Genomic DNA, 24068 nt, shown 5'->3' on the forward strand with positions numbered 1-24068 from the left:
TCTTTCTCCTCGTGCCATTGCTGGAAATATTTAGAACGTCCGCGGGCCGACTGAACCCTTATTTCGAGCCACGAGGGTCGCTAGCAAAAGGCTGGGGTAAACCCGGCCTTTTCACTATTAGCGCATTGCTCACTCCCCGTTTGGGTCTCCCGCCAAATACGCCTGGTGAAGGTCATCAAACAACATATCGGTATGTTGCAGTAGGGCATCATCGTCTTCACAACGCTCTTTAGCCCCGGCCAGCATGAGTTTTAACCCCACGGCCTCCGGCACGGGGGTGCCCCCCACATCCAAGTAGTGGACTAGCTCCGCAATCCTGCTCAAGCCTGCCTGCATCTCAAGGCCAAAACTCGCGAGCAGCACTTCAAACGTCACCTTGTCATCAACATGGGTAAAATGGGCTCCATCAAAATCAAATCCCAGCGCGTCTGGCGGACACTGGTTTGGATGCTCAAGCCACACAAAGCGAGCCTCGGGATCAATAAAGCGCTTGATCAACCAAGCCGATGCCAGCCTATCCACCCAAGGGCGACGGCGCGTGGCCCACCATCTCCCGCGAAATGCAGAGTGATCAAGCCGTGGGATCTCGGCTTGGATCGGCTGGGGCTCGTCTGGCACAAAGCAACGATTAAAGACGGTCTCCGCCTCCGCCAAGGCCACAATGGCGCGCTCGCTTTCTGATCCTGGAAAAAAATCAATCTCCACTATGCTTTGTAAACGTCGCTGCAACTGGGTTAATTGACGCTGCGCTTCTCGCTCCTCCAATTGAGGGCAAGCCTGCTGCCAGTCAACCACTGCCGCTCGTAAGGCTTTGAAATCTGGCGTTCGATCAAAGAGCGAAGGCAACACATCGACGCTATCTATGGCAGATTCGTCAACCTCGATCAGCAGCGCGTTGCCTCCCAGTTCCCGAATAGCGCCGACTTGCAGCTCCAGCGCTTCCCTTCGCGAGGGGCTAGCTGGCAGTAAGTAGACACCATCTCTGAGTACCACGGCACCTAAACCACGAAGTGCCCGCCAGATCCGCATACGGGGTGTGCCCGCCCGTCCACTGAGACGCATGATCAGGATTAACCAGTGTTGTACGTTATCTGTCATACCACCTCTTCCGTTGCATGTATAACTTCACTGTTATACATTCTACAAAACAACACCCCTACATCGTTAAAGAGTGTGCCATGCCGCCCATCACTGAGTCGCCCCATCAAGTACCGTTCCGTGAGGCCGTTAGGGTCTGGTTACGAATCGCAATACTGAGCTTCGGTGGCCCCGCCGGTCAGATAGCGGTGATGCATCGCATCCTTGTCGAAGAAAAAAAATGGATTGGCGAGCGCCGTTTCCTGCACGCGCTTAACTACTGCATGATGCTACCGGGGCCAGAAGCGCAACAGTTGGCTATCTATATCGGTTGGTTAATGCATCGTACCAAAGGGGGCTTGGTGGCGGGCAGCCTCTTTGTGTTACCTGGTTTCATCGCCATTCTGGCTCTGAGCTACCTGTATGCCGCCTTGGGCAATGTGGGGGCCGTTGAGGGGCTCTTCTTTGGCCTAAAAGCGGCGGTTCTGGCCGTGGTGCTTAACGCTGTCGTCCGTATAGGCAAGCGGGCACTGAAAAATCAGATAATGCTTGGCATCGCCGCTGCCGCGTTTGTCGCCATCTTCTTTTTTGAGGTAGCGTTTCCGCTGATTATTCTAGGCGCGGCCCTTCTGGGGTATTGGGGAGGGAAACGTGGCATGACGGCCTTTCAGGTAGGAGGTGGCCATGGAAATGCCGACGAGTCAGTGCTTAGCGACCGAGACTCCCTACTGGGCGAAGGGCTGCCTGCCCATGCACGCCCCAATCGCCAGTGGTCGCTACGTATGTCAGGCACGTTACTCCTATTGTGGCTAACACCGGTAGTGCTGCTATTGGCCCTATTCGGCAGCGAGAATGTGTTCAGTCAGATTGCTTTCTTCTTCAGTAAGATGGCGGTGGTGACCTTTGGCGGTGCCTATGCGGTGCTGGGTTACGTCACTCAAGAGGCGGTGCAAAATTATGGATGGTTGGCACCGGGCGAGATGCTGGATGGCCTGGGCATGGCGGAGACGACACCGGGCCCGTTAATTCAAGTCGTGCAGTTTGTTGGGTTTATGGGCGCTTATCGTGAGGCCACAGGCCTTGATCCTATGTTGGCCGCAACGCTCGCCGCATTGCTGACCACGTGGGTAACGTTCGTACCTTGTTTTCTTTGGATATTTTTAGGGGCTCCCTATGTGGAGCGTTTACGTGACAACCGCGCCCTCAGCGCGGCGCTGTCCGCCATTACCGCTGCGGTCGTCGGGGTTATCCTCAACTTAGCCATTTGGTTTGGACTTCACGTTATCTTCGCTGACGTAGGCGAAAGGCACGTGATGGGAGCGCGACTTTTAGCGCCGAACTTAGCGTCCCTCGATTTACTGGCGTTGTTACTGGCGGCAGGCGCCATGATCGCGATTTTTCATTTCAAGGTTGGCATGCTCAAGGTGCTGTTTGGCTGTGCGTTACTCGGCGTTCTAGCCTCCCTGGTTAGCTTCTAATTACCTCACACTGTCAAGCTTGCTAGAGCCCACTTGAGGGCAATATCCCTCCGCCAGCTTTATCAGATCATGATGGCCATCGCGTATGGTGGTTATCAATGACAAATACATGTCGATGCGAGCCTGGGGAATGATGGTGGAAATGGCGATGAGGTTCCGGCCCCTCCCACCCTTCATGCTCGTGCTGATGATGTTCATCGTGGTAGTGCCGGTGGGTATGGCTTATGGGGATGTGCTCGTGCTCAACAATCATCGGGTCACGTCTATGCCAGATAAGAGCTGTGAGCGCCGTTGCCGCCAGGGCCACCGTTCCCAGCAAAGCAAACGTCCCCTTCAGCCCAAGGTTCACCCCCAGCCAGCCTGCCAGCGGATAGGTGACCAGCCAACAGCTGTGTGACAACGAAAACTGGGCAGCAAACAGCGCTGGACGATCCTCGGGCTGGCATGAGCGCTTGAGCAGGCGCCCGGTGGGGGTCATGACCAATGAGGCCCCTGCGCCCAGCAGTAACCATAGCCCGACAAGCCCCGCAAACGATGGGCCTAGCCAGCCCAGGTAGAGGCTGAGAGCCATCATAACGCCACCCAGCAGCATGACCGGCCGTTCGGACACCCGATCCAGCACCTTGGGCAACAGTAAGGCCACTAGCATGGAGCCCCCGCCTGCGGCGGCAAAGGCCAGGGCTACCTCTTTCTCGCCCAAACCCAACACCGAGCGCACGAGCACTACCGTGTTGACGATCTGCATGGCCCCGGCGGCTGATACCGCCAGGCTCAACGCCAGCAGCCCGCGCAGCCGGGGCGTCTTTAGGTAAATTCGCGTGCCATGGGTAACGCGACGCCAAACGCCGGGAACATCCTCTAGGGCAAGAGGCGCAGGCAGGGTCACCGATATCACCAGGGCGGCAGAAATAAAGAAGGCCAATGCGTTGAGTACGAACAGGACATCAAAACCCATCACCATCAGCAATGCCGCCGCCGCCATCGGGCTAAGAAGGTTTTCTAAGTCATAGGCGAGGCGCGACAGGGATAATGCTCGCGTGTATTGCTCTTCGTCTTCGAGAATGTCAGGGATCGTCGCCTGGAAAACGGGTGTAAAGCCTGCTGAACAAGCATTGAGCAGAAAGATCAGCACATAGATCTGCCACACCTCGGTAACAAACGGCAGCGTGCAGACCACGGCCGCACGCAGCACGTCCAGGCTAACCAACAAGGTGCGCCGAGGCAGGCGTGAGGCATAGGCGCCGACCAGTGGGGCAATGCCCACGTAAGCGACCATCTTGATCGCCAGCGCGGTGCCGAGCACGACCCCCGCCTGACCCTCAGCAAGGTGATGAGCCAGTAATGCCAGAGCAACCGTGGTCAGACCGGTACCAATCAGTGCAATGACCTGAGCAAAAAAGAGATGGCGATAGACGCGATGGGCGAGTACATCGAGCATAGAGCGTTCCTCACGTGAGGGGAGCTTAGATGCATTTACAGGTAGCGGGCAATGGCCTTGAACTCTTCAGCCCGCTCCCGCTGCGTTTGATCCTGAGAGCCCAAGGCATCCTCTAGGCAGTGATCGATATGATCTAAAACCAAGGCACGTTTGGCCTGTTGAATAGCCTTCTCAACCGCATGGAGCTGCTGGGCAATGTCCAGACAGTGGCGACCATCCTCTATCATCTGCGTCACGCTCGAAAGGTGCCCCCGAGCCCGGTTCAAGCGCTTGATGATGTCAGGATGTGACTGGTGAGTATGTATTGTCATTTTCTTTCCCTTATTCTATTCCTATCCCCCTGGAGGGGATGGTAATCTATTGCCGCTATGCGGCGCTACCGCGTAAGTAAACTGTTATTTACCTTTTTTATCGTCAATTTTTGTCCTGGTTGATTTAAATGCTCCATCGGCTGCGCCACCGCCTTGGCTATCTGAGCCTACTGCTGCTGTTTTTGCCTAGCCTGGTGCTTTCCAGTGTGGGCGAAGCGAGTGCGCATGGCGCAATGAGCATGATTGGCGTTGAGTCATCTCACCAAGAGAGTGTGCAGAAGGGCCATGGGCATGCCCATGGGCATAAGCACGATGACGGTCGACATCTCTCTCATGAGAGCGGCAGTCACTTCCACGAACAAGCGGATCGCTTGGGGGCGGGCCTTGTCATCGCTCCGAACGTCCGTCATGCCCTGCGGCTAGGCGAACGGCGCGGTTTACCCCTGCGTCGCGCCTACCGATTGGAGCGACCACCACGGCCAGTTGTCGCTTGATAACTGGGGCCATCCTTCGGGTGGCCAATACTAATGTCAGACCCGTGGAGGTTACATGTTTCCATCCCAAGTAAGGGGTGCGCTCGGCTTGCCTATGATGGCCCGACGCCACGCCTTAGCCTTTCTAACCCTGCTGTTAATGCTACTGGGAGCCAGTGGCGAAGCGCTTGCTCACGCGGTGGCTGAGGGTGACAAGGGCTATATCCAAGAGATCTATGGTGTTCATTTGATCTCGTTTATGTATCTCGGTGCCAAGCACATGGTAACGGGGTATGACCACATCCTGTTTTTGCTAGGGGTCATCTTTTTCCTCTACCGAATGCAGCATATCGCCATTTACGTCAGCCTCTTTGCCATCGGTCACTCGACGACGATGCTGTTAGGGGTGTACTTCAATATCGGCATCAATAGCTACCTAATTGACGCCATCATCGGACTCTCCGTTGTCTACAAGGCGCTCGATAACATCGGGGCGTATCAGCGCTGGTTCGGCTTTCAGCCCAACACCAAGGTCGCCACCTTGGTGTTCGGTCTGTTTCACGGCTTTGGCCTGTCGAGCAAGATCATTGAATACGATATCTCGCCTGATGGTCTCGTCCCTAACCTCCTGGCATTCAACGTAGGCGTAGAGATCGGCCAGCTACTGGCATTGAGCGCCATTCTCATTGTGATGGGCTTCTGGCGACGCACGACCGGCTTCTTACGCCACGCGTATACCGCCAACGTCGCCATGATGTGTGCTGGTTTTATGCTGGTGGGTTATCAACTGACCGGCTATTTCATTGCCTAATTGATGGAGTCCCTAATGTATAACACTGACCTTCCAACCCGTGCCGAACTACCGTCAACGGGTAAGTTACTTCGCTCTACGCTGATGGCCGCCGTTATTGCCGTCGCTTTGCTGATCACCGTCGTGCTGCCTGCCGAGTATGCCATTGACCCCACCGGTGCTGGGCGCTTGTTGGGGCTGACTGAGATGGGGGAAATCAAGACCCAGTTGGCTGAGGAAGCCGAGCTTGACCAGGCCAACGATCAAGCCATGGCCCAACAGGCGTCTCAACCCTCGGCATCTCAAGAGGCGAGTAGCGATAGCCAGCCTGCGACGGCAAGCGATGCTGGTTCTCAGACCGCCACGTCACAGGCAGAGATGGCTCCCCAAACAGCCAATTCAGCCCCAGCGAGTGATCCAGTCGCACCTTCGCCCGCTGAATCTGAAAGGATGATGACCGACGCCAGCGTCGCGCTAGCGGAGGCATTGGCTTCCGAGGAAGCCGCTTCCCAGGCGACACAAGCGGAAGAAGCGTCCCCATGGCGTGATGAGGTGAGCTTTACCCTGACGCCAGGGCAAGGCACGGAGTACAAACTCACCATGCAAGAAGGGGCGGTTGCTACCTTTGCTTGGGCATCAGAAGGTGGCCCTGTCAACTTTGATACGCACGGTGATGGCAATGGAAATTCCATCAGCTACGAGAAAGGACGTGGCGTACCCGAGGATGAGGGGGAGCTAGAAGCCGCTTTCACTGGCAATCATGGCTGGTTCTTCCGTAACCGCAATGACAACGATGTGACCATTGTCTTGCGCGTGGACGGAGATTATGGCGAGTTAGTGAAGGCCCTTTAACGGACGAGTTATAGTCAAATCTGGTGGATGGCGGTCAGGCGACAGTCCTGTCTGACTGATCGGTTACCTGCTCTCCATCCTGAAACCGGACGTTGTTCACGACCAGTTCCAGCTTGCTGAACCCCTTGATGCGCTTCCAGCGCTTCTCGGCGCTCTGGAGCAGCTTGAAGACCATCGCCAGGGTCGTCGCTCGGGAGCCGCAGTTCCGGCTCCGCTTGGTCCTCAGGCGGACCGTGGCGAAGGTCGACTCGATCGGGTTGGTGGTGCGGATATGCACCCAGTGCTCTGCCGGGTAGTCGTAGAACGCCAGCAACTCCTCCCGATCCTTGGCCAGGCACTCCATGGCTCTGGGGTACTTGGCCTCGAAGCGTTTCACGGTGCGATCGAAGGCCTTGTGTGCCTCATCGCGGGTCTCGGCCATCCAGATCTCGTGAAGGTCGGCCTTGACCTTGAGCTGCACCGATTTTGGCAGCTTATTCAGTATGTTGGCAGTCTTATGTACCCAGCAGCGCTGATGGTCGGTCTCTGGGTAAACCTTGCTCAAGGCCGCCCAGAAGCCCATGGCGCCGTCGCCGACCGCGAGCTTGGGGGCGGTGGTCAGCCCGCGCCCACGCAGCCCCGTGAGCAGCTCTTTCCAGCTGGCTTCTGACTCACGCTGGCCATCTTCGACGACGACCAGTTCCTTGCGACCCTGCTCGGTGACGCCGATGATCACCAACAGGCACAGGCGGTCATCCATGCGCACGTTGCTGTAGATTCCGTCGGCCCACCAGTAGACGTAGCGCTGGTCGACCAGGTCTCGCTGCCGCCACTCGGCATGCTCGTCTTCCCACTGCTTCTTGAGCCGCGACACCGTGTTGGCTGACAGCCCCTTGGCCTGGTCGCCCAGCAGCGCCGCCAGGGCTTCCTGGTAGTCGCCGGTGGAGATTCCCTTCAGGTAGAGCCAGGGGATCAGCTCCTCGATGCTGCGGGCCCGCTTCAGGTAGGGGGGCAGCAGGCTGCTATTAAAGCGAGCGCCTCCACCGCTGCGGTCTCGCACCTTGGGCACCTGCACGCTGACATCCCCGATGCCAGTCTGGACCGTACGCTCGGGCAGGTACCCGTTGCGGACCACGGCCTGGCGGCCATCGTCGAGCCGATGATCGGCATACTGCGCCAAGAAGGTAGCCAGTTCGGCCTCGACAGCCTTGGCAATCAAGTCACGGGCGCCTTGGCGCAGCAGCTCGTGCAGCGGGTCAGCGACCTGGGGTTCTGGTTGTGAAAGAGCCCGGAGGGTAGAATCGGTCATGGCGTATCCACTCTGTTGGTTGAGATCTTGGTCGTGATCAATCAACAGGATACGCCACCCTTCCTATCTCCTCCCATACACCAGACTTGAGCTTAACTCTTAACGGACTAGCCCCTAGTGCTCTCTAGAGTGCTAGGGGCTTCATGACTGTCATACATCGTTAAACAATTAACGCACTTTATACTCAAGAGCCTTGATACCAATAGCATCTGTTTCAGCCAAAAAAAGAAGCTTTTTTGAGAGCTACCACATTGGGCAGCTCTTGCTTTACCTCCCGTATCACTACAAATACCCCAACTCCGCAAATGACTGGCACCCTTCGCTCGCCACCACTACGTGATCAATCACCTTGATATCCATTAGCTCCAAGGCTTCCTTCAGGCGCTCTGTGATTCGCCTATCTGAATCGCTGGGTTCCGGGTCACCACTGGGATGGTTATGAACCAAAATGACGGCAGCGGCGTTGTAGGCCAGCGCGGCTTTGAGCACTTCCCGCGGATAAACGCTGGCGGTGTCGATGGTGCCCCGAAAAAGCTCCTCGAAACGGATAACCCCGCCTTATTCATGAGTATGCTGATTGAGCATCGCGAAGCCCCAGGTTGCTGGCACCGACTCCCAGCAGCCGTATTTGCGGTGTGAATACCTGCCGATATATACCCAAACAGTACGGTTTCTTTGTTGCTATATAACCTTCAGTAATCGATTCCGGCCATCAGGGCAGCCGTGATCGCCAGCCATCGTGATGGCCGCCTTGCGCTTGGATCGGTTGTGATATCAACCGTGTATCAGCTCAGTGCGGTCAGCTTCGGTAGCCCCTTAAGCAAGGTGGGCCACCATTTGTCAGCGGCATCGCCAAGGTGAACAGTGATGCGCCGGGCGTGTAGCGAGATAGTGGACGCGATCTTGAGGACTTGCTCGCGCATCCGGCTCAGGCTCCAGCCCTGGTGGGTTTGCCGCTCCAGGAGGCAGCGCAGTCCATGCAAGACCTGGTAGGCGTAGAGACTCAGTAGCAGGCTCACTTCGTTGCGGGCCATCACCTCTTGAACGGTGGAAGCGCCGCGGTCGGTCGAGGAGAGATGCACGTCGAGTGCTGATTTCACCTCGCCCATGTGCGCCTCGGCACTGCCGCGCTTACGGTAGAGCGCCAGAACCTTCTCCGGCGGCCAGTCGAACTTGCCGAGGTTGGTGACCAGGAAGAAGGCATGCAGCAGCAGGTCATCGGGGCGTTCCTGCACCACCAGCACCACGCGACGCGGTGCCGACCAGGAGCCCGCTTGATACTCCAGATCGTGGCACCATTCACGAGGCTGCTCAGGTGGTCGGCCACTCGGTCGCTTGAGATAGGGCGCTGCCAGCTTCTGCAGACCTGTATGGCTACGCAGCCGACCCAGGTACTCGATGTCGCGCTCTTCCAAGGCCTCCAATGTCGCATTGTCAGTGAAGCCAGCGTCGATGCGCACTCGCACCTGGGCACCGGTGCTCTCGTTGAGTCGCCGTACTAGATGCGGGATCCAGGTGTCGGCATCCTCGGCTGGGCCGGCATTGCCCTCCCGCAGCAGGCCTTCGTGTACGGCATCGGTGTTGTCGCTACGCCCGAGACACGCCAGCAGCCGCGATAATGTGGCTTGAGAGGGCCGATCTTGAGCCAATGGCGTCATGCCGCGTGCATCGCTGCAGGCCAACTGCCAAAGCGGGTCACGGCGCAGCGTGTCGGTATCGCTGAGATCGATCCAGCCCATCGCACGCTGCAGCACCAGCGTTCGCAGCTGACTGGCCAGGGAGTGACGGATACGTAGTGGGTTGAGTCTATCGACCAAGTTATCCTCCAGCACCTCGATCACGCCGCTGTCGCTGGTGGTGCGTTGGCCGTCGAGCTCAACGCGTATAGATCCGTTGCAGGTCGGAATCCAGGGAGATATGCTTTCACCCATAGCGGATGGTCCTCTTGAATCAGATTCTTAGCGGAATGCACTGATTTTTATAGAGAATACCATCCGCTATCTTCGTTTTCAGGCCTGCCTCATGAATAAGCCGGGATTAGTATCGCTAAACCCAGAGCGCCGAGTAGTTAGGGAGGTAGAGAAAATAGCTGCATAAAAATCAAACAGGGCGACAGATACCTTGACAGTTACCACCGATACGCGCACGGTGCAGGTTGATGACGAGGTAGAGCTGAAATACTACCGGCTCCAGAAAATCAGTGAAGGCGCCATCGACCTGAAAGTAGGCGAGCCGGAAGCCTTGTATGGCCCGACAGAGGTCGGCACCGGCCAGGCAGAGGAAGAGGTGCAGTTATCGACACTGGTCGACAAGCTCAATGAGCGATTTGGTACTGAATTTACCCCGGCGGATCAGCTGTTCTTCGATCAGGTGAAGGAAACCGCCGTTGCCAACGAACAGCTACGCCAGGCCGTCATGGCTAACAGCCTAGAGAACTTCGAACCGGTATTTAACAAGCAGCTTGAGAACTTGTTTGTAGAGCGCATGGACGGCAACGAAGACATTTTCATACGCCTGATGAACGATACGTCTTTCCGCAACATCGCTTCTCAGTACCTGATGCGGGCTGTGTATAACCAGGTCAAAACCAGCGTTGAGACGGGATAAGGCAGGCGAAATGGAATCATGGGAAGAACTCTTCGCTGCGCTGGAAGCGTTTGACGAGGAACAAGCAGAACAAAAACGAAAGGGATTGAATGACTTCAATTTGCTCAGCTCGGTTCTGTCCGTCAATGATGAAGTCCGGCTTCATACCCGGTTTATCTATGCTCTGCTGAATCCGAAGGGGAAGCATTATCAGGGAACGCGATTTCTTGAACTCTTCCTGGAGGCTATCGGACGACAGGGCTGGCTGGATCCGACATGTGTAACCGTGCTGAAAGAACATTGTCCGGATGGCCAGGGAGATCAGATTGACCTGTGGATAACTGATGGTAAACGTCAGATCGTTGTCGAAAACAAACTCAATGCGCAGGACCAGCCCCGACAGGTTGCGCGTTACCTTGAGGTGATTAATGCCACGGATCCGGCACAGGCAGACGAGACGCTGTTTATTTACCTGACTAAAAATCGACAGGCCCCCTCTGCCTTTGGTTTGGGTGGGTTAACGGTTTGTCACCGGACATCCCGTTTGCTCAACACCAGCAGCCAACCGGTCGCTCACTATCAAAATCTCAGTTACCGGAAAAATACCCAACAAGACAGTATTCATACTTGGCTTGAGTCATGCGTCAACGCTGTCGACCGGCAATCTCACATCGCTTGGGCGTTGCGGGATTATCAGGCAGTGGTAGAACGGGCAACGAAGGAGTATGTGAGCAAGGTGAAAACGCTAAAAGACATTCTCGAAGAGGGCATTGCCGAGGGAAAGCGACACCACGAGCAGGCAATCCAGTTGGTCAGAGAATTACCGACTATACACGCGAGCTGGCTTGAACAAGCATTAACAAGCAATCTCGAAGAGCTATTCGAGCCGTTTGTCAGTAAAGGTGACATGACCAGGATTGGGCCGGAAAACGTAGAGTTGCTGAGGCCCTTCGTCCATACCGCTTTTCAAAAAGATGCTTCCGGCCTCTTGTACGCGCCTAGATTTAATTTTTTCCGAGCGGGTAATGGGACGCGTAACCGTGGCGCTTTCTATCGACTGGAGACCGGGCCATGGGCCAAACAGGCGGTTCTTATGCTGTTTTACGGCTCCAAGATGCTCCATGTGGGCTGCCTGCTGACAGAGCATGCTGATCGCTCTATAGAGGGCCTGATGCCGACTCTGAAGCTTTCAGAGCCTGCTGCACTGAAAAGCAAGATATTTCCTCGGGTTATGACATACGCCGAACCCCTTGAGTATCAGGGTATTATTCACCTTGCTGACTTTTCTAACAGCCCACAACGACGAATTCTGAACCAACTTTTAACAATCTTGGGTTGTGCTGACGGCACGACCGTATCAGAAGGAAACGAGATATGAGCTACGACGCTAACTTCGATCAAACCCGACTCAACCAACTGGCGGAACAGTACCTGGCAGATAATCGAGCAGAAGGGGAAGTCTTTTTTCTGAGTGATTCCGATGATAACCGTCTCGATCATGCTCGTTGGCGATTCGAGGAGGCTGATCACGATTCATTGAAGGATTCCGGCTTCAAAATGCATTTGATGGAGCTGCTGGACACCTTGCTGGTGTATCGCGCCGAACACGATAAACCGAACGCTAGCCAGGGCGTTGTAAAAGTTTGCGGCCGTGATCTGGCAATTGAGTGGCTGCCTCGGAGTAAGTTTGAAGAGTTACGGAATGCGTAAGCCTGTACTGACGTGTCATTAGTGCCGGCATCTACGCAAGCCTGCTCCGATATGTAATGACCCAGCCAACTGCCCATTGAGCACTGGCACGACTACATCGGCGCCGCGCCGCTGGCCGATGCCATCCTGGACCGGCTACTACACAGCACCCACCGCCTGATACTCAGAGGAAAATCGATGTGCAAAAAAGCCGCCCCGCAAGCGGTAGAAGTTGACCTATCGTGACCGGTTAGCTTACAAAACCAGAGCCAGCGAGAGAGGAGTGAGCAAATCGGTCACTATCGGGGCTATTGCCGCAACGGGTGGTCACGTTCGCCGGAATACGCACCGTTTCACTTCCCGATGCAGAATGTGCAATATCGTTATAAAACAATAGGTTGTATCACTTAAGGAGTAAACATGGATCAAAATTCGTAAGATCCAGGACTCACAGTACCCAGCCTTATGCACCAGGGAACGTGAGCGCTTTAACATCTCTGAATAGGGTAATTAGATGGTCCATGGCTAAATCAATTAGGGGCTCGTACATAAACGAATTAAGGTGAATATTTTCAGGTGTCATTAATGTTACCTGAGATAGCACCCTCTCTACTTGCTCAAAATCACCGTTGCCTGACTGTTCGTTCACAATTCTATTGAACAACCGCCCGGTTTGTGAACCCTTGATGGGAGTTTTATCGTTCACGTGATTCCACATAAACTCCTCTGCTTTTAGGCGTATAGCTATGGAAAGCGCTATTTTACGCTCTAAAGCTATTGTGTCTGTAGGAATTGGAGCGTTTGCTAAATCGTCAGCAGTTCTGTAAATAAGATCTAGGACCGGCTCATCTTTATCGAAGTTTTGGCCAACATCTCTTCCTTGTACGACTTTGGCAATGATATTTTCTAAATCCTCTACTTTTAATGATCGTGTTTTATAATCAGGCTCATCATCATTGTCTTTAATATGAAGCATTGATGTTAGCTTTTTGTAATCTGGTGAAAATCCATCTCGGTACTCGATAAGATTTCTTACAAAGGGTATCATTGAAATGAACATTTCGGCATTTGAATCGTAACTCTTTTTCCAGAGATCAAATGGGCTGGATACATCCTTACTTCCCCCTTTAAGAAGTAAAATTTTCCCCTCGCTCTTTTGAGCTATGAAAGAGTTATCCCATTGAGCTGTATCGAGGACTCGTCCTTGAACTGTCCTGTAAAAATCAAAGTTATGCGTCAGTATAATTAATCTAAACAGGTCTTCTCCGGCCATCTCCCTCAGATACTCGACAATCGCATACTTATTTTTATAATCAAACGAATCTGCAATATCATCAATAATGATTACTGACCTTTGACCTGATTTTAATCTTGCTTTGAACTCGAAAATCACATAAAGCAAGTACATAGCTCTCCGCTCACCTAGTGAGAGACAATCAAGAGAATCTAGTTGACCTCTGTCGAATCTAACCGGTTCACCATTTTCCCTTGGAAAGGTGAAAACCATGTTTGGTGCTGATGTTCCTAGAATTACATTTTTATGATCTTCAATATCGACTCCAAAGGGAACGTAAAAGCGCCTTTTAAAAACTTCTTTTGATTCGTGCCACAATGTGTTTTCTAAGCTTGCCTGCCTTTCTATTTCTGCAAGCTCTGATTTTTTGCTTTGGAATAAGCTAAGTAAGCTGTCAAATCCTGACTTGTCAGTCGCATAATAAGACGACCAGAGCAATTTCTTAAGGTGCGCTAGGTCTCCTAAATACGCGGTTACTGATGGGCTACTCTCAATGATCTCTTGAAATGCTTTAACTGGTGCGACGCCAGAAATTATTTTATTTGATATGGTTTGTAGTTGACCGTCGCCAAGAATAGACTCACTTTCTTTTTTTAGCAGCTCATCGAGACTCTTCTGATCACATATAGGTTCATCATTCCCCTTCATCAAAAGTTTATGCTCGGCATTGAAGAACTTCTCTTTCTTAAGAGACTTCGAAACTGACGCGGCATTTATTGGGTTGAATTTACCCCTAGAAAATAAAGGAGATTTATCGACGAGTTCATTATAACGAGTGCTGTATTCATCTATATTATCGCGAATAGATTCATCATTTAGCAACTCAATAACTTTCGGGTCGAATATCTTTGAATATGGAATTTTTGAAAGTTCTGAGTTTCCTTGATCAAAATTTTGGACGGCTTCAATCGCTTCAAAAATATTATCAACTTCGAAATCGTCAATTAATTGCTGTTCTACTTTGTCTTGGGGGACTCTTGATAACTTGTTCAATCCTTTTGAGAGTTGATTTCGTGCGCTTAATATTTCTTTATAGATGGAATCATAAGTGGCTTTTTGCTCGCTATTAACAAGCAATGTAGATAAATTGTCTGAGTCAAACTCTGCATCAAAGGGCTTAACTACCAATATCTCATCTGGCAGTATTTCTTGGTCATCGATCTTGATGCTCCATTCAGGCTCAAGATTATAGAGAACTTCCTTTGGCTTTCCGCCGTCCACACTAAGGCAATCAAATGTTTTAGCTAAAGAAGTTTTCATTACCCCATTAGGAGCATATATTAAGTGTGCGTTTGATTTTTCAAAGCTGAACGTCTCATTAAAATCCGATATACCAAAGCAATTTTTCAACTCAATAGATAGCTTTTCCATAACCCGTTCCCCTGAACCTACAATTCGCTTTGGCGAATCCTCTTTCTATGTAATGAGCTGAGAGGATTACCTTAAATTTTTACTAATTTAATAACTTAGTCTGCCTTAGCTAGGAGCTTGCAGCAAGTACAGGAGAGTCTGCTTTCTGGCGACCAGCTCGATTTGCAATATCTATGAATATGAAACTTATCAATTAATACTGTCTATGTCCATAAAACCACCGTTTTGTGAACACCGTGAGAAGGTGCCATTTCGCATGGATTCTCGGTGTGCAATCTGTTAAAATACTCGTATATTTTTCTATGTAAATTAACTGTACATGAATCAACGTATTGGCTATGCCCGCGTTTCAACGGATGATCAAAACCTGCACCTCCAAAGGGATGCTTTGGAGAAAGCGGGCTGCCAGGTCATCTATGAAGATAAAGCCAGTGGGAAGAACACTGAAAGGCCGGAGCTTGAGGCTTGCCTGAAAGCTCTGCGTTCAGGCGACACGTTGGTGGTTTGGAGGCTGGATCGTCTGGGACGAAGCTTGGGTGATTTGGTCAAACTCGTGACGACCCTGGAAGAACAGAAAATCGGATTTGAGAGTCTTCAAGAAAAGATCGAAACGACAAGTGCCTCTGGCAAGCTGGTTTTTCACGTATTTGCTGCACTTGCCGAATTTGAGAGAAATCTAATCAGCGAGAGAACACGAGCTGGATTGAAGGCCGCGCGGGCACGTGGCCGACTTGGTGGACGTAAACCAAAGCTGAAACAGAAAGACATTCGAGAGATTAAAGCTCTACTCAAGGATCCAAATATACCCGTCTCTGATATTGCCAAGCGATTTGGAGTCTCTAGAACAACTATTTACAACAGGGTCGGGGTAGTTAAACCTGACCGCGAGGGTACGAAGGCATGAATGCGTATCACTTTCAGGATATTTTAAGCGAATCGGAAGATCCCCTTGTCAGGTATGATGCTTGTAAAAGCATGGCACGGGGGTATGCTAGCTCCATCTCCGATGATGAGTATCGTCTGGCTGTAGCTCGATCATATTGCGCCGTTCTGGTGACTTCGTATTGGAATGAGGTTAATTCGCGCCACGGCTCTAAGCTTAAAATTTTTCCAGTTCCCCGTGATACATTTCTCGCTGATGTTGCGTCAGATGCTGAAGACGTTGCAAAAAGCACAGGGCGAGTAATCGCTCAGTTTCCCGATATTGATGCGGGATTTTTGATTGGCTCAATCTACACAGCGATGTTACCAGTGGCTTTCCGCTCAAAGCTGGGAGCTTACTATACGCCGCCTCCTTTAGTTTCCCGTCTACTTGATTTATCCGAAGATGCTGGGGTTGATTTCAGCAAAGCGTCCATAATAGATCCAGCCTGTGGTGGTGGAGCATTCTTAGCACCTGTAGCAACACGAATGCTTGAAAAATCGAAAAGCACATCAGCAGAATGGAAGATTCGGCAGATAGGTAAGCGATTGAAGGGGGTGGAGATAGACCCCTTTGCCGCCTGGATGACGCATGTTCTTCTTGAATCGGTGCTCATTGATTTGTGCATTAAGGCCCGGAAGAGGTTACCAAAAGACGTAATAACTGTTGGTGACGCACTTGCATATGAGTCATCGACAAAATTTGATTTGGTGATTGGTAATCCCCCATATGGGAAAGTTACGCTTGATACAGGTTTAAGAGATAAATACGCACGTTCATTGTTCGGTCACGCCAATCTTTATGGCTTGTTTACTGACCTTGCATTGAGAACCGCTAAGGAAGATGGAGTCATCGCCTACCTCACGCCAACATCATTTCTGGGCGGTCAGTATTTCAAGGCGCTACGAGAATTGTTACTTACTGAAGCGGCACCACGAGCTTTCGACTTCATTTCTAACCGAGAAGGGGTGTTTGATGATGTGCTCCAGGAAACATTACTGACGACCTTTAAGAAGGGAGCGCGACGTGGGCCCTCTAAAGTATCACTTCTCGTCCCGCAAGGGCTTAATGAAGCTAAAGTAGAGCACATTGGTAAAGTGGGTATTGTTAAGGGCGATGGGCCTTGGCTAATTCCCAGGGTATCAAAAGACGCAGCTTTACTTAACCGTATTAAGAAGATGCAAACACGGCTTCCTGACCTTGGATATGTTGTATCCACTGGAAAGTTGGTTTGGAATCGGCATAAAACTCAGCTTAAATCAGAAAAGACGAAAAATTCGTTACCGTTGATATGGGCCGAGTCAGTTACAGCTCAAGGCTTTAAATTCTCAGCAGTGAAACGGAATCATGTCCCCTATATCGAGGTGAAGAACAACCAACAACACCTTATTACACGGGAGTCATGTGTTTTAGTCCAGAGAACTACATCAAAAGAACAGAGTCGTCGGATTTTGGGCGCAGTCATCCCCCAAGACTTTATCGACCGAAACAACGGCGTTGTAGTTGAGAATCATTTGAATATTGTTTACTCCGACGGTCTGATCAGAGAAGTGACTGTCGAAACGATTAACGCTCTCCTCAACTCAGAGGTCTTCGACCGCATATATCGCTGTATAAGCGGTAGTGTTGCAGTCTCTGCCTATGAGCTGATGTCGGTTCCTCTACCCACGATTGAAGGCTTGACAAAGCTGCAGAAGATCATTTTGGCCGGTTCTGATAGACTCACGATTGAGAAATGTGTAGCCAAACTGTATGGAGAGAACAAAGTTGAGCTGGCCGAAAGTACCAAAACTGGAGGTAATCGCTGAGCGATTGCCACAGATCTTCCCAGATGGGACAGAAAATCGTAACTACGTTACCCGCGAAATGGCGGCCCGCACGCTTTATGTAATGTTCTATGCAGGAGCGATTGACGGACAGGAGCGCTGGATTCGTCCGAGCCAAGTTACTGACATGTCGGATGAGCAGGCAGTGCTGCTGTCGGACGAGGAGCGCAACGCTTGGGTCGAACAGGCTCTCTCCAGCAAGAAGGAACGGCCAGCTAACACTTGGTACGCTCCGAACTCGCGAGAGCCCGTCAGGGATGAGACTATACGGTATGGGTTCATCGCTTTGGGGGCGGTTTTGGAGAGAGCTGGTTTGCCAGTCACTACGCCACTACCAAAATATGCGATGACTCAAAAATTTGCGGCTCTTTTTGATGAGAGCTTAGTCGGCCAGCAGTTGGAGGATGCGATTCTTGCCTGGCAGAAAGCACACCTCAATCCGGCGGCACTCAGCCGGATAAGATTGTTAGGAGCGAACGCGGCTGCGGCCAACTCAGATACCATCACAGCTACGTTACCCAACGCCGGTGTGGTAACCCTTGAGTCAGGGCCTTCTGGTGTGATTGGAAAGTGTGTTATCGAGGATTTTGCGCCTAAGTTCCTCAAGAATCCTGCTGTATTGTGGTTATCACAATCCGGTGAAAAAGTTGGAATTGATCTCGCCAGTAGGTTGAAACTGAAGATCGACCCATCAAAGACACTACCGGATGTCATATTGGTTGATTTGGGAACCAAGACAGATGGCAGCGATATGCTTTTCGTATTCATTGAGATCGTAGCCTCTGATGGCCCAGTAAATTCTGTCCGTAAAAAGAAATTAACTGAGATTGCGGTGGAAGCGGGATTTAGCCGTGAGCATTTAGCCTTTGTTACTGCCTTCCAGGATCGCTCCGCACCAGCATTCAAGAAAGCTATGTCGGAGTTGGCGTGGGGTACATATGCTTGGTTTTGTTCAGAGCCTACTAACATTATTGAACTCAAGGATGGTGAATCTCACACATTATCGGAATTCTCTTTAACATGAACAAATCTTACTTTGATTTGGGGGATATATGATTGATTTAACAGTAACAATGTATACAGCCCTTGGTTTTATAGGGTTTGTATTAACTCTGTGTGGCGTTCTTTATGTTAATGCTGATCGGTTGGAACATTGGGTTACTCGTATTTTTCATCGCAGTAATCATAATAGCTAGCAGCTACTATATGGTTACTGATTAATGAAAAAGGCCCTACTGCTCGGTGCTGGGTTTTCGTACGACTTGGGCATGCCTATTGCGTCCGAGTTGACGGAAATATTCTTGAGCGTTTTTTCAAATAAACATGCGAACAAACGCTTTGTAGAGAATTTAGCGCTTAAAGTCCCCTATGGGGAAGACAGGCCTATCAACAAAAAAGCTCTTTCTCTGGCTGTAGATATGGTTGTCGAGTACCGAGGGGAAAATTATGAAGAGTTACTTTCAACTATTCAAAATTACTCTAAACGCCATGATATAACTCAGTCTGATAGAGATACGTTTAACTATATATTCCAAGTCTTCTATACAGTAATCCACGAAATCCTAAATCTTTATCAGCTTACCTCATACCCCAAAGTTTATCTGAAAAATGCTCCATGTTTTAAATCTCTAAGGGCTCTTTTATCGGATTCTGAAACTTGGGTTTTTACCCTTAATCATGACATGTATTTCGAGTGTCTGGCACTGGATTATAAGATTCCTATTACATATGGAGATGAACACAACATTTCATTTCCTCTAGATAATAAAGATACTGAAAAGACAGTTAAACTCACATATTCCATCAGAGAAAAATTATATGAGTCGAGCGGTTTTTTCCAAGATGAGTTTGGCGTAAACCTTGTAAAACTACATGGTGGGTTGTCTGAGCTTGAGTATCGTGATGGATCTATGCTTTGTAACCAATCACTATCGTTGTCGAACGGCTCACCAGAGTTAATGCACGATTTTATTCAAGTTCAGAGTATGGCGCATTATATTGACGGTCAAAAAGTGCATTCCGGCAGAGATAGAGTGATAACTAATGCCGACGGGGAGTTGGATATTATTTGTCAATCTATGCTGACTGGCGGTAGTAAATACAGTTTAACTACAAATGAAAAATCAGGAGAAGAAAAGCTTGGACTTTTAAGTCGTAAGCTGAATGAAGTGGATGAACTTACTATTATCGGATATGGCTTCGGTGATAAGCATGTCAATTACCGGTTGTCCAATGCCATGGTTCTCAACGAACGTCTGAAAATTATTATCGTTGACGCTGTAGCTAAACCAATCCCCGAAATTCTCGAACAATTTAACTACGACTCTCGAATCATTCGATCTACTTGCGGAGCTGCCCCGTGGATGGGGTATTTAGAGAAGCACCAAAAGTGGGACAGTGAACAGATGAAAATTCTCGAAGGCAATGCGCGCCTTCGAGAGGAGGTAAAGGATCTTGTAAAAATGAAATTCGCCGCTAAAGCCTAAGTAGGCACTTTCTCACCAGGCAGTTAATCAAGTTATTCTCCGCAATTCCCATCAAAAATTGCTCCCTCAAGTAAGTTCTTCTAGTCAAATTCCTCCTCCTGCATCATCGTCAATCGTAAAGCTGCTTTTAGAGACCCGTTTTAGGGTTTTAAGCGATGAAATTGTTACTTTCCCAAGGGCGAGTCTCAAAAAGCGACTTTGTGAGGCCCAATTCCGACTTCAGTATCAGAAAGTCCAGGCATTTCGAGAGATGGGTCTCACAACAGCCTTTTACGAGACCTTCTTTTGGGGCTTGACCGATCCAAAAAACCTATTAATATTAATGACGTAAATGGTAGCTGGCCGAAAACAGCAGTTTATGTAAACAAGGCGCTTGCCTTTATCTAACCAACCCTCTGGGGGACTGTCCCCCATGGGCATTCCTCCGTCTGTAACCCTTCGGAGGAACCCCTGATGAACTTCATCCCCATTCGTGAACCCCTGACGCTAGATCGTCATCGTTGCCGCTGCTTGCAGTTGGCAAATGCCCCTCCTCGCTACTGTTCTCTTGAATTTGTGGCGTACCTGGCACTCGATCATGAGCAGCCAAATTCCAGAGGACCACCTCTGCCTCAACCATGTGAGCCTGGCGTATGCCGAGCTTGCACCATGCCCCTCCCCGTCTCTGTCGCCAACGGCGAAAACAGAGACGGGGTAGCAAACCCCGCCGAAAGCCTTGTGCCTCAATGGCTCAAGGCTTTCGCCCCGCGCACGAATGTGCGCGAACACAGCCGCGCAAGGCGGCGAGCGCTACGCGCTAACTTTCCAAGAAAAGCGACTTCACCAGCCGGAGCTGCTGGCAGTTTGTTCCAACGGAACAGACCAGCCAGTGGCGAGAGCAGCCCGCTCCATAGCAGTGTTGATCGTATGTAAATGACCGTGGGTGCTCGGTTTATCCACCCTTTGCCAGGGCAAGAACCCTGATTTGGCCTCAGCACGCGAAGCTGATTAAAAAAATCGCGTTTATCACTTACCAACGATTTTCGGGCAGGCCAGAACCAGAACAAGAAGGAATAGCACTATGCGCTCAGAACGATCCAATCCGGATGCCAGAAACTATGGCCTTAAGAGCCGTGATATGACGCGGGCGGGTCTCAACGCGCTCAAAGAGGGGATGAGAAGCTTTGCTTCAATTGCAACGATCCATGATCGTTGGAGCGTTTTTTCATCCTGGATCAAGACCGAACAGGGCATAAAGGACATGCGAGACATCGAGAAGGCCCATCTGGTGGCCTATGCGGCCCATCTGAACGATAGGTTTGAGCGTGGCGAGATTTCTCCCTCCACAGCTCAGAACTACCTGTCGGCAGTAAACCGGGTGATGGAGATTGCTCGTGGCGACCGACAAGTCAGAGTAGCGCCTGTCGCTGAGGGCGGGCTTCCCAAGCGTTCAGGGATCGCATCGAGCGACCGGAGCGTTTCGGAAGCGGCCCACCAGGCAGCTATAGGGGCTGTCTCAGAACGGCTGGGAGCGCTGCTGGAGGTGCAGCGCAACTTTGGCCTGCGATTCGAGGAGTCGGCCAAGCTTGATGCGACTCGGGCGCTGACACAGGCAGCGAAAGAAGGGGCTGTTGCCATCAAGGACGGCACCAAAGGTGGTCGCCAGCGTATGGTGCCGATTACCTCTAATGCTCAGATAACCGCTCTTCAGAGAGCAGCGGCCATCCAGGATGGCCGCAGTATGATCCCAGACAACCAGACATACAGAGAATTTCGACAAGAGGCATATCGGGAGATTGGGCGTCACCCCGTGAATTTCCATGGTGAACGTCACCACTATGCCCAGGAGCGATACAGGGTCCTTATAGGAGCCGATAGCCCTATTCGCGCTGGTGTCGCCCACGGTCGGGCTCATCATGAATACCTGTCCAAGGAGCTGGGGATTTCAGTTGCCCAGGCCAAGACACTTGATCAGGAGGTTCGAGCTGAAGTGGCGCGGGAGTTGGGACACGGGCGTATTGACGTTACAAACTCATACTTGGGGTAAGCGATGGAAAAATGGGTAAGAGAGCGAGCACATGTGTATGTTCGCCATGGTGGCAAGACAGCCAGACGGGCGATGGTGAAACGGCTGATTGCTGCACTGTCAGATATTGCGGCCCATGAGCAAGGCGTAAGCCAGCCTAATCAGGTGGGTAGAGCACATATCCACAGGTACTATGCGCGGCAGAGCCATCTGAGCAGTACAACCCTACGGGATCATTTCTATGCCTTCAGACTTCTATGGGAGCTGTTAGGCAGACCAGGCGAACCTCCCAGGCCCAAGTAGACAAAAAACCTCTTTGCGCCCAAAAAGGGAAAAAGTAGCTTCGTGCCTCACGGCCATTGTCCGATAACCTATCTTCAATTTCCGGAACCGCCGGAAATAGAGAGGTAGCTGGCCTCCTCAAACAAACAGCAAGTTTAACCATCATCCCAGACAGGGGTATCCCTGTACTGGGAGACCCCTCAAAACTATTTGAGGTGCAAGATGAAAAAACTCGAAGTCAACGGCTTGGTGCTTCCTTTGAATAATTCCCATGTGTATCAACGCAGAGGGATTGTCATGGCTCACTGTGAGTCAAAAGGAAATCTCCACTTCACGGTCCTTCGGTGCCTTGATGGCCGATTTACGAAAAGCTATTTCGGTTTGGCCCGATGTGACAACGAGGATGACTTCATCGAGATAATGAAGTCGGGCGACAAGTTTGAGCCAGTTTCAGATTGGTTTTCGCGTTCCCGATAAATCATTTAAACCCGTAACCGGGGCTTCCCGGTCACGGATGAGCCCCTTTCAATCAACTATTGTTTGGAGCTCTATATGTACTTTTCCACATTCGTTTTGGTCATGATTGTCACAGTTGGCGTTATTGCGTTTGGTGCCTCGCTGGTAGCTCGCACTCTTAACGTCATCGTTCGATCAATATTCAAAGCGCGGCCCGTACGGGTCGTCAGTCAAACCTCGTCGCCAATTTCTGGAGACGTTATTGAACCGGAGCAATCAGAGCAGAATCCCCTTGTCGGATTCATCACTGGCCGCATCATTGATGGTGAGGTCATTCGACCTGCGCTCCACTGCAACAAATCACTTGCCGGTCCTCGGTAAGCACTAAACCACCCAGCCGGGTACTAAGCCCGGTAGGGCGAAGTCCCGGCTTTTTACTCTTGGAGAAAAGACATGCTGGGACAAATTAAAAATCAACCAGAGAATCACCAGTTCGATGTGTGCGGACGTGTGTACTACACCGACGTCTGTTACGACAACGGAAAAGGTGAGCTGGTCGCTGAGACGGTTAACGCAACGTCGCATGACGACGCCGAATCAGTGTTCCGGTCTAATCTGCTGGAACACGCCCGTAAGTTCGATCTCGTCGTGGACCGGATTGAGATTACATTTACGCTCGATCTTGCTTACGCGAAATCTCACTACGGTGCGGTGAATTAATGAAGCCCCTGGGGAAGCCCTTGGGGGCTTCCCTCCTTCTCATAGGAGGTCCTTATGGATAATACAGTATCCGTCCTTACTGAGCTGTCCGATGCGCAGGCTTTGGCTTTAGCGCAGCTTGTAAAGCGAGTTGGTTGGCAAGAAGTGAGGATTAATGCTGTTGACGATGACGAGGCGTATTTGATGAGAGAGGCTTTATCTGCGTTGCAGAAGGGTCTTGCTGAATCGGGATATGCACCACGGTAAACACTCTATGAAACGGTCGAAATTGCTCTTATTGGGCAATTTCGGCTTCTTTATAGAGCCACTTAGATTGGTATTATTTAACAACCTATCGTAAGGAGAAAGTAATTATGATTTCAGAGATATTTTATCGCAATGGTGGAGTAGACCCTTTTCCAATACCGGAAAGTGAAGACTTTATCCACGTTCATGGTAAAGACCCAGTTGCCCTTTACAGTCCATTTTGTTCTAGTGAGGCGTCTGGGTACTACTATTGGAAATCAAAAGATCGGGCGTTCCGTGTGGAGCTATGTATTGACAGAACACGAGTGTTCGAAATTGATGTCTACGATCAGAGGCCGCCTGCTTCAGAACTTGAGCCGAGCGTAGATACCGATCTCACTTCAATGACGTATTACCAAGCGATCAAGATTTATGATGATCCCGAGCGGTATATTGTTATTGAAGATGAAGGTTGTAGTTAAACACCAACAAAGGGCCA

At 51.0% G+C, this 24068-nt stretch carries 22 protein-coding genes and 1 pseudogene; 16 read left to right on the forward strand and 7 right to left on the reverse strand.

Annotated elements, in window-relative coordinates; translation table 11 throughout:
• Positions 1-129 precede the first annotated feature (129 nt).
• Positions 130-1098 carry a chromate resistance protein ChrB domain-containing protein gene (locus tag RVM26_RS15815; RefSeq protein WP_498939628.1) on the reverse strand — a complete coding sequence of 323 codons (969 nt, stop codon included), beginning with the start codon at positions 1096-1098 and terminating at the stop codon, positions 130-132.
• Between the two features lie 80 nt (positions 1099-1178).
• Here RVM26_RS15815 and chrA point away from each other — a divergent pair, with 80 nt between their 5' ends.
• The gene (gene chrA / locus RVM26_RS15820; RefSeq protein ID WP_081137407.1) at positions 1179-2555 is read left to right on the forward strand and encodes a chromate efflux transporter; all 1377 of its coding nucleotides are present in this window, start codon (positions 1179-1181) and stop codon (positions 2553-2555) included.
• Positions 2556-2622: 67 nt separating this feature from the next.
• Here the strand turns inward: chrA and RVM26_RS15825 are convergent, their stop codons facing one another.
• Entirely contained in the window at positions 2623-3993 is a 1371-nt protein-coding gene (locus RVM26_RS15825; protein ID WP_081195076.1) for an MFS transporter, read from the reverse strand.
• Between the two features lie 35 nt (positions 3994-4028).
• Positions 4029-4304 carry a metal-sensing transcriptional repressor gene (locus RVM26_RS15830; RefSeq protein ID WP_081195078.1) on the reverse strand — a complete coding sequence of 92 codons (276 nt, stop codon included), beginning with the start codon at positions 4302-4304 and terminating at the stop codon, positions 4029-4031.
• 128 nt (positions 4305-4432) lie between these two features.
• Here RVM26_RS15830 and RVM26_RS15835 point away from each other — a divergent pair, with 128 nt between their 5' ends.
• From RVM26_RS15835 to RVM26_RS15845, 3 genes are read left to right on the forward strand one after another with little or no spacing between them, the layout of a single operon-like run.
• Positions 4433-4798, forward strand: a complete 366-nt coding sequence (locus RVM26_RS15835; protein ID WP_498939631.1) for a hypothetical protein — start codon at positions 4433-4435, stop codon at positions 4796-4798.
• 55 nt (positions 4799-4853) lie between these two features.
• Positions 4854-5588 carry a HupE/UreJ family protein gene (locus RVM26_RS15840; RefSeq protein ID WP_218314074.1) on the forward strand — a complete coding sequence of 245 codons (735 nt, stop codon included), beginning with the start codon at positions 4854-4856 and terminating at the stop codon, positions 5586-5588.
• Positions 5589-5603: 15 nt separating this feature from the next.
• Entirely contained in the window at positions 5604-6419 is an 816-nt protein-coding gene (locus RVM26_RS15845; RefSeq protein ID WP_218314073.1) for a hypothetical protein, read from the forward strand.
• Positions 6420-6453: 34 nt separating this feature from the next.
• Here the strand turns inward: RVM26_RS15845 and RVM26_RS15850 are convergent, their stop codons facing one another.
• The 3 genes and pseudogenes from RVM26_RS15850 to RVM26_RS15860 all read right to left on the reverse strand — a co-directional run bounded on the left by RVM26_RS15850 (position 6454) and on the right by RVM26_RS15860 (position 9638).
• Positions 6454-7707, reverse strand: coding sequence for an IS256 family transposase (locus RVM26_RS15850; protein WP_498939527.1), 1254 nt, complete (start codon positions 7705-7707; stop codon positions 6454-6456).
• A 282-nt stretch (positions 7708-7989) separates the two neighbouring features.
• Positions 7990-8259, reverse strand: a pseudogene (locus RVM26_RS15855) (JAB domain-containing protein); the annotation flags it as partial.
• A gap of 233 nt (positions 8260-8492) precedes the next feature.
• Positions 8493-9638, reverse strand: a complete 1146-nt coding sequence (locus tag RVM26_RS15860; protein WP_498939633.1) for a transposase — start codon at positions 9636-9638, stop codon at positions 8493-8495.
• 190 nt (positions 9639-9828) lie between these two features.
• Here RVM26_RS15860 and RVM26_RS15865 point away from each other — a divergent pair, with 190 nt between their 5' ends.
• From RVM26_RS15865 to RVM26_RS15880, 4 genes are all read left to right on the forward strand, one after another.
• Entirely contained in the window at positions 9829-10314 is a 486-nt protein-coding gene (locus RVM26_RS15865) for a hypothetical protein (protein WP_287805875.1), read from the forward strand.
• A 10-nt stretch (positions 10315-10324) separates the two neighbouring features.
• Positions 10325-11671, forward strand: coding sequence for a PDDEXK-like family protein (locus tag RVM26_RS15870; protein ID WP_498939635.1), 1347 nt, complete (start codon positions 10325-10327; stop codon positions 11669-11671).
• A complete protein-coding gene (locus RVM26_RS15875) occupies positions 11668-12003 on the forward strand; it encodes a hypothetical protein (protein WP_287805872.1) in 336 nt (111 codons plus the stop codon). The genes RVM26_RS15870 and RVM26_RS15875 overlap by 4 nt, the downstream gene beginning before the upstream one ends.
• A 75-nt stretch (positions 12004-12078) precedes the next feature.
• Positions 12079-12228, forward strand: a complete 150-nt coding sequence (locus tag RVM26_RS15880; protein WP_287805878.1) for an ATP-binding protein — start codon at positions 12079-12081, stop codon at positions 12226-12228.
• Between the two features lie 217 nt (positions 12229-12445).
• Here RVM26_RS15880 and RVM26_RS15885 read toward each other — a convergent pair whose 3' ends face one another.
• Positions 12446-14647 (reverse strand): AAA family ATPase, encoded by a 2202-nt coding sequence (locus tag RVM26_RS15885; protein WP_490391051.1) that lies wholly within the window; start codon positions 14645-14647, stop codon positions 12446-12448.
• A 319-nt stretch (positions 14648-14966) separates the two neighbouring features.
• Between RVM26_RS15885 and RVM26_RS15890 the strand changes: the two genes are divergently transcribed.
• The 8 genes from RVM26_RS15890 to RVM26_RS15925 all read left to right on the forward strand — a co-directional run bounded on the left by RVM26_RS15890 (position 14967) and on the right by RVM26_RS15925 (position 24051).
• Positions 14967-15551 (forward strand): recombinase family protein, encoded by a 585-nt coding sequence (locus RVM26_RS15890; RefSeq protein ID WP_068811905.1) that lies wholly within the window; start codon positions 14967-14969, stop codon positions 15549-15551.
• Positions 15548-17377: an HsdM family class I SAM-dependent methyltransferase gene (locus RVM26_RS15895; RefSeq protein ID WP_490391052.1), complete on the forward strand. Its 1830-nt coding sequence runs from the start codon at positions 15548-15550 to the stop codon at positions 17375-17377. The genes RVM26_RS15890 and RVM26_RS15895 overlap by 4 nt, the downstream gene beginning before the upstream one ends.
• Positions 17337-18419 (forward strand): BsuBI/PstI family type II restriction endonuclease, encoded by a 1083-nt coding sequence (locus tag RVM26_RS15900; RefSeq protein WP_490391053.1) that lies wholly within the window; start codon positions 17337-17339, stop codon positions 18417-18419. Before RVM26_RS15895 ends, RVM26_RS15900 begins: the two co-directional genes overlap by 41 nt.
• A gap of 196 nt (positions 18420-18615) precedes the next feature.
• Entirely contained in the window at positions 18616-19881 is a 1266-nt protein-coding gene (locus RVM26_RS15905; protein WP_490391054.1) for a hypothetical protein, read from the forward strand.
• A gap of 1060 nt (positions 19882-20941) precedes the next feature.
• Positions 20942-21907, forward strand: a complete 966-nt coding sequence (locus tag RVM26_RS15910) for a site-specific integrase (RefSeq protein WP_498939638.1) — start codon at positions 20942-20944, stop codon at positions 21905-21907.
• 1170 nt (positions 21908-23077) lie between these two features.
• Complete coding sequence (locus tag RVM26_RS15915) at positions 23078-23344, forward strand: hypothetical protein (protein ID WP_068811900.1); 267 nt, start codon at positions 23078-23080, stop codon at positions 23342-23344.
• A gap of 54 nt (positions 23345-23398) precedes the next feature.
• Positions 23399-23590, forward strand: coding sequence for a DUF7706 family protein (locus RVM26_RS15920; protein WP_076723594.1), 192 nt, complete (start codon positions 23399-23401; stop codon positions 23588-23590).
• Positions 23591-23697: 107 nt separating this feature from the next.
• A complete protein-coding gene (locus RVM26_RS15925) occupies positions 23698-24051 on the forward strand; it encodes a hypothetical protein (protein WP_126841010.1) in 354 nt (117 codons plus the stop codon).
• Positions 24052-24068 lie beyond the last annotated feature (17 nt).

The sequence above is a fragment of the Halomonas sp. KM072 genome (assembly GCF_050710315.1).
GTDB lineage: Bacteria > Pseudomonadota > Gammaproteobacteria > Pseudomonadales > Halomonadaceae > Vreelandella > Vreelandella hamiltonii.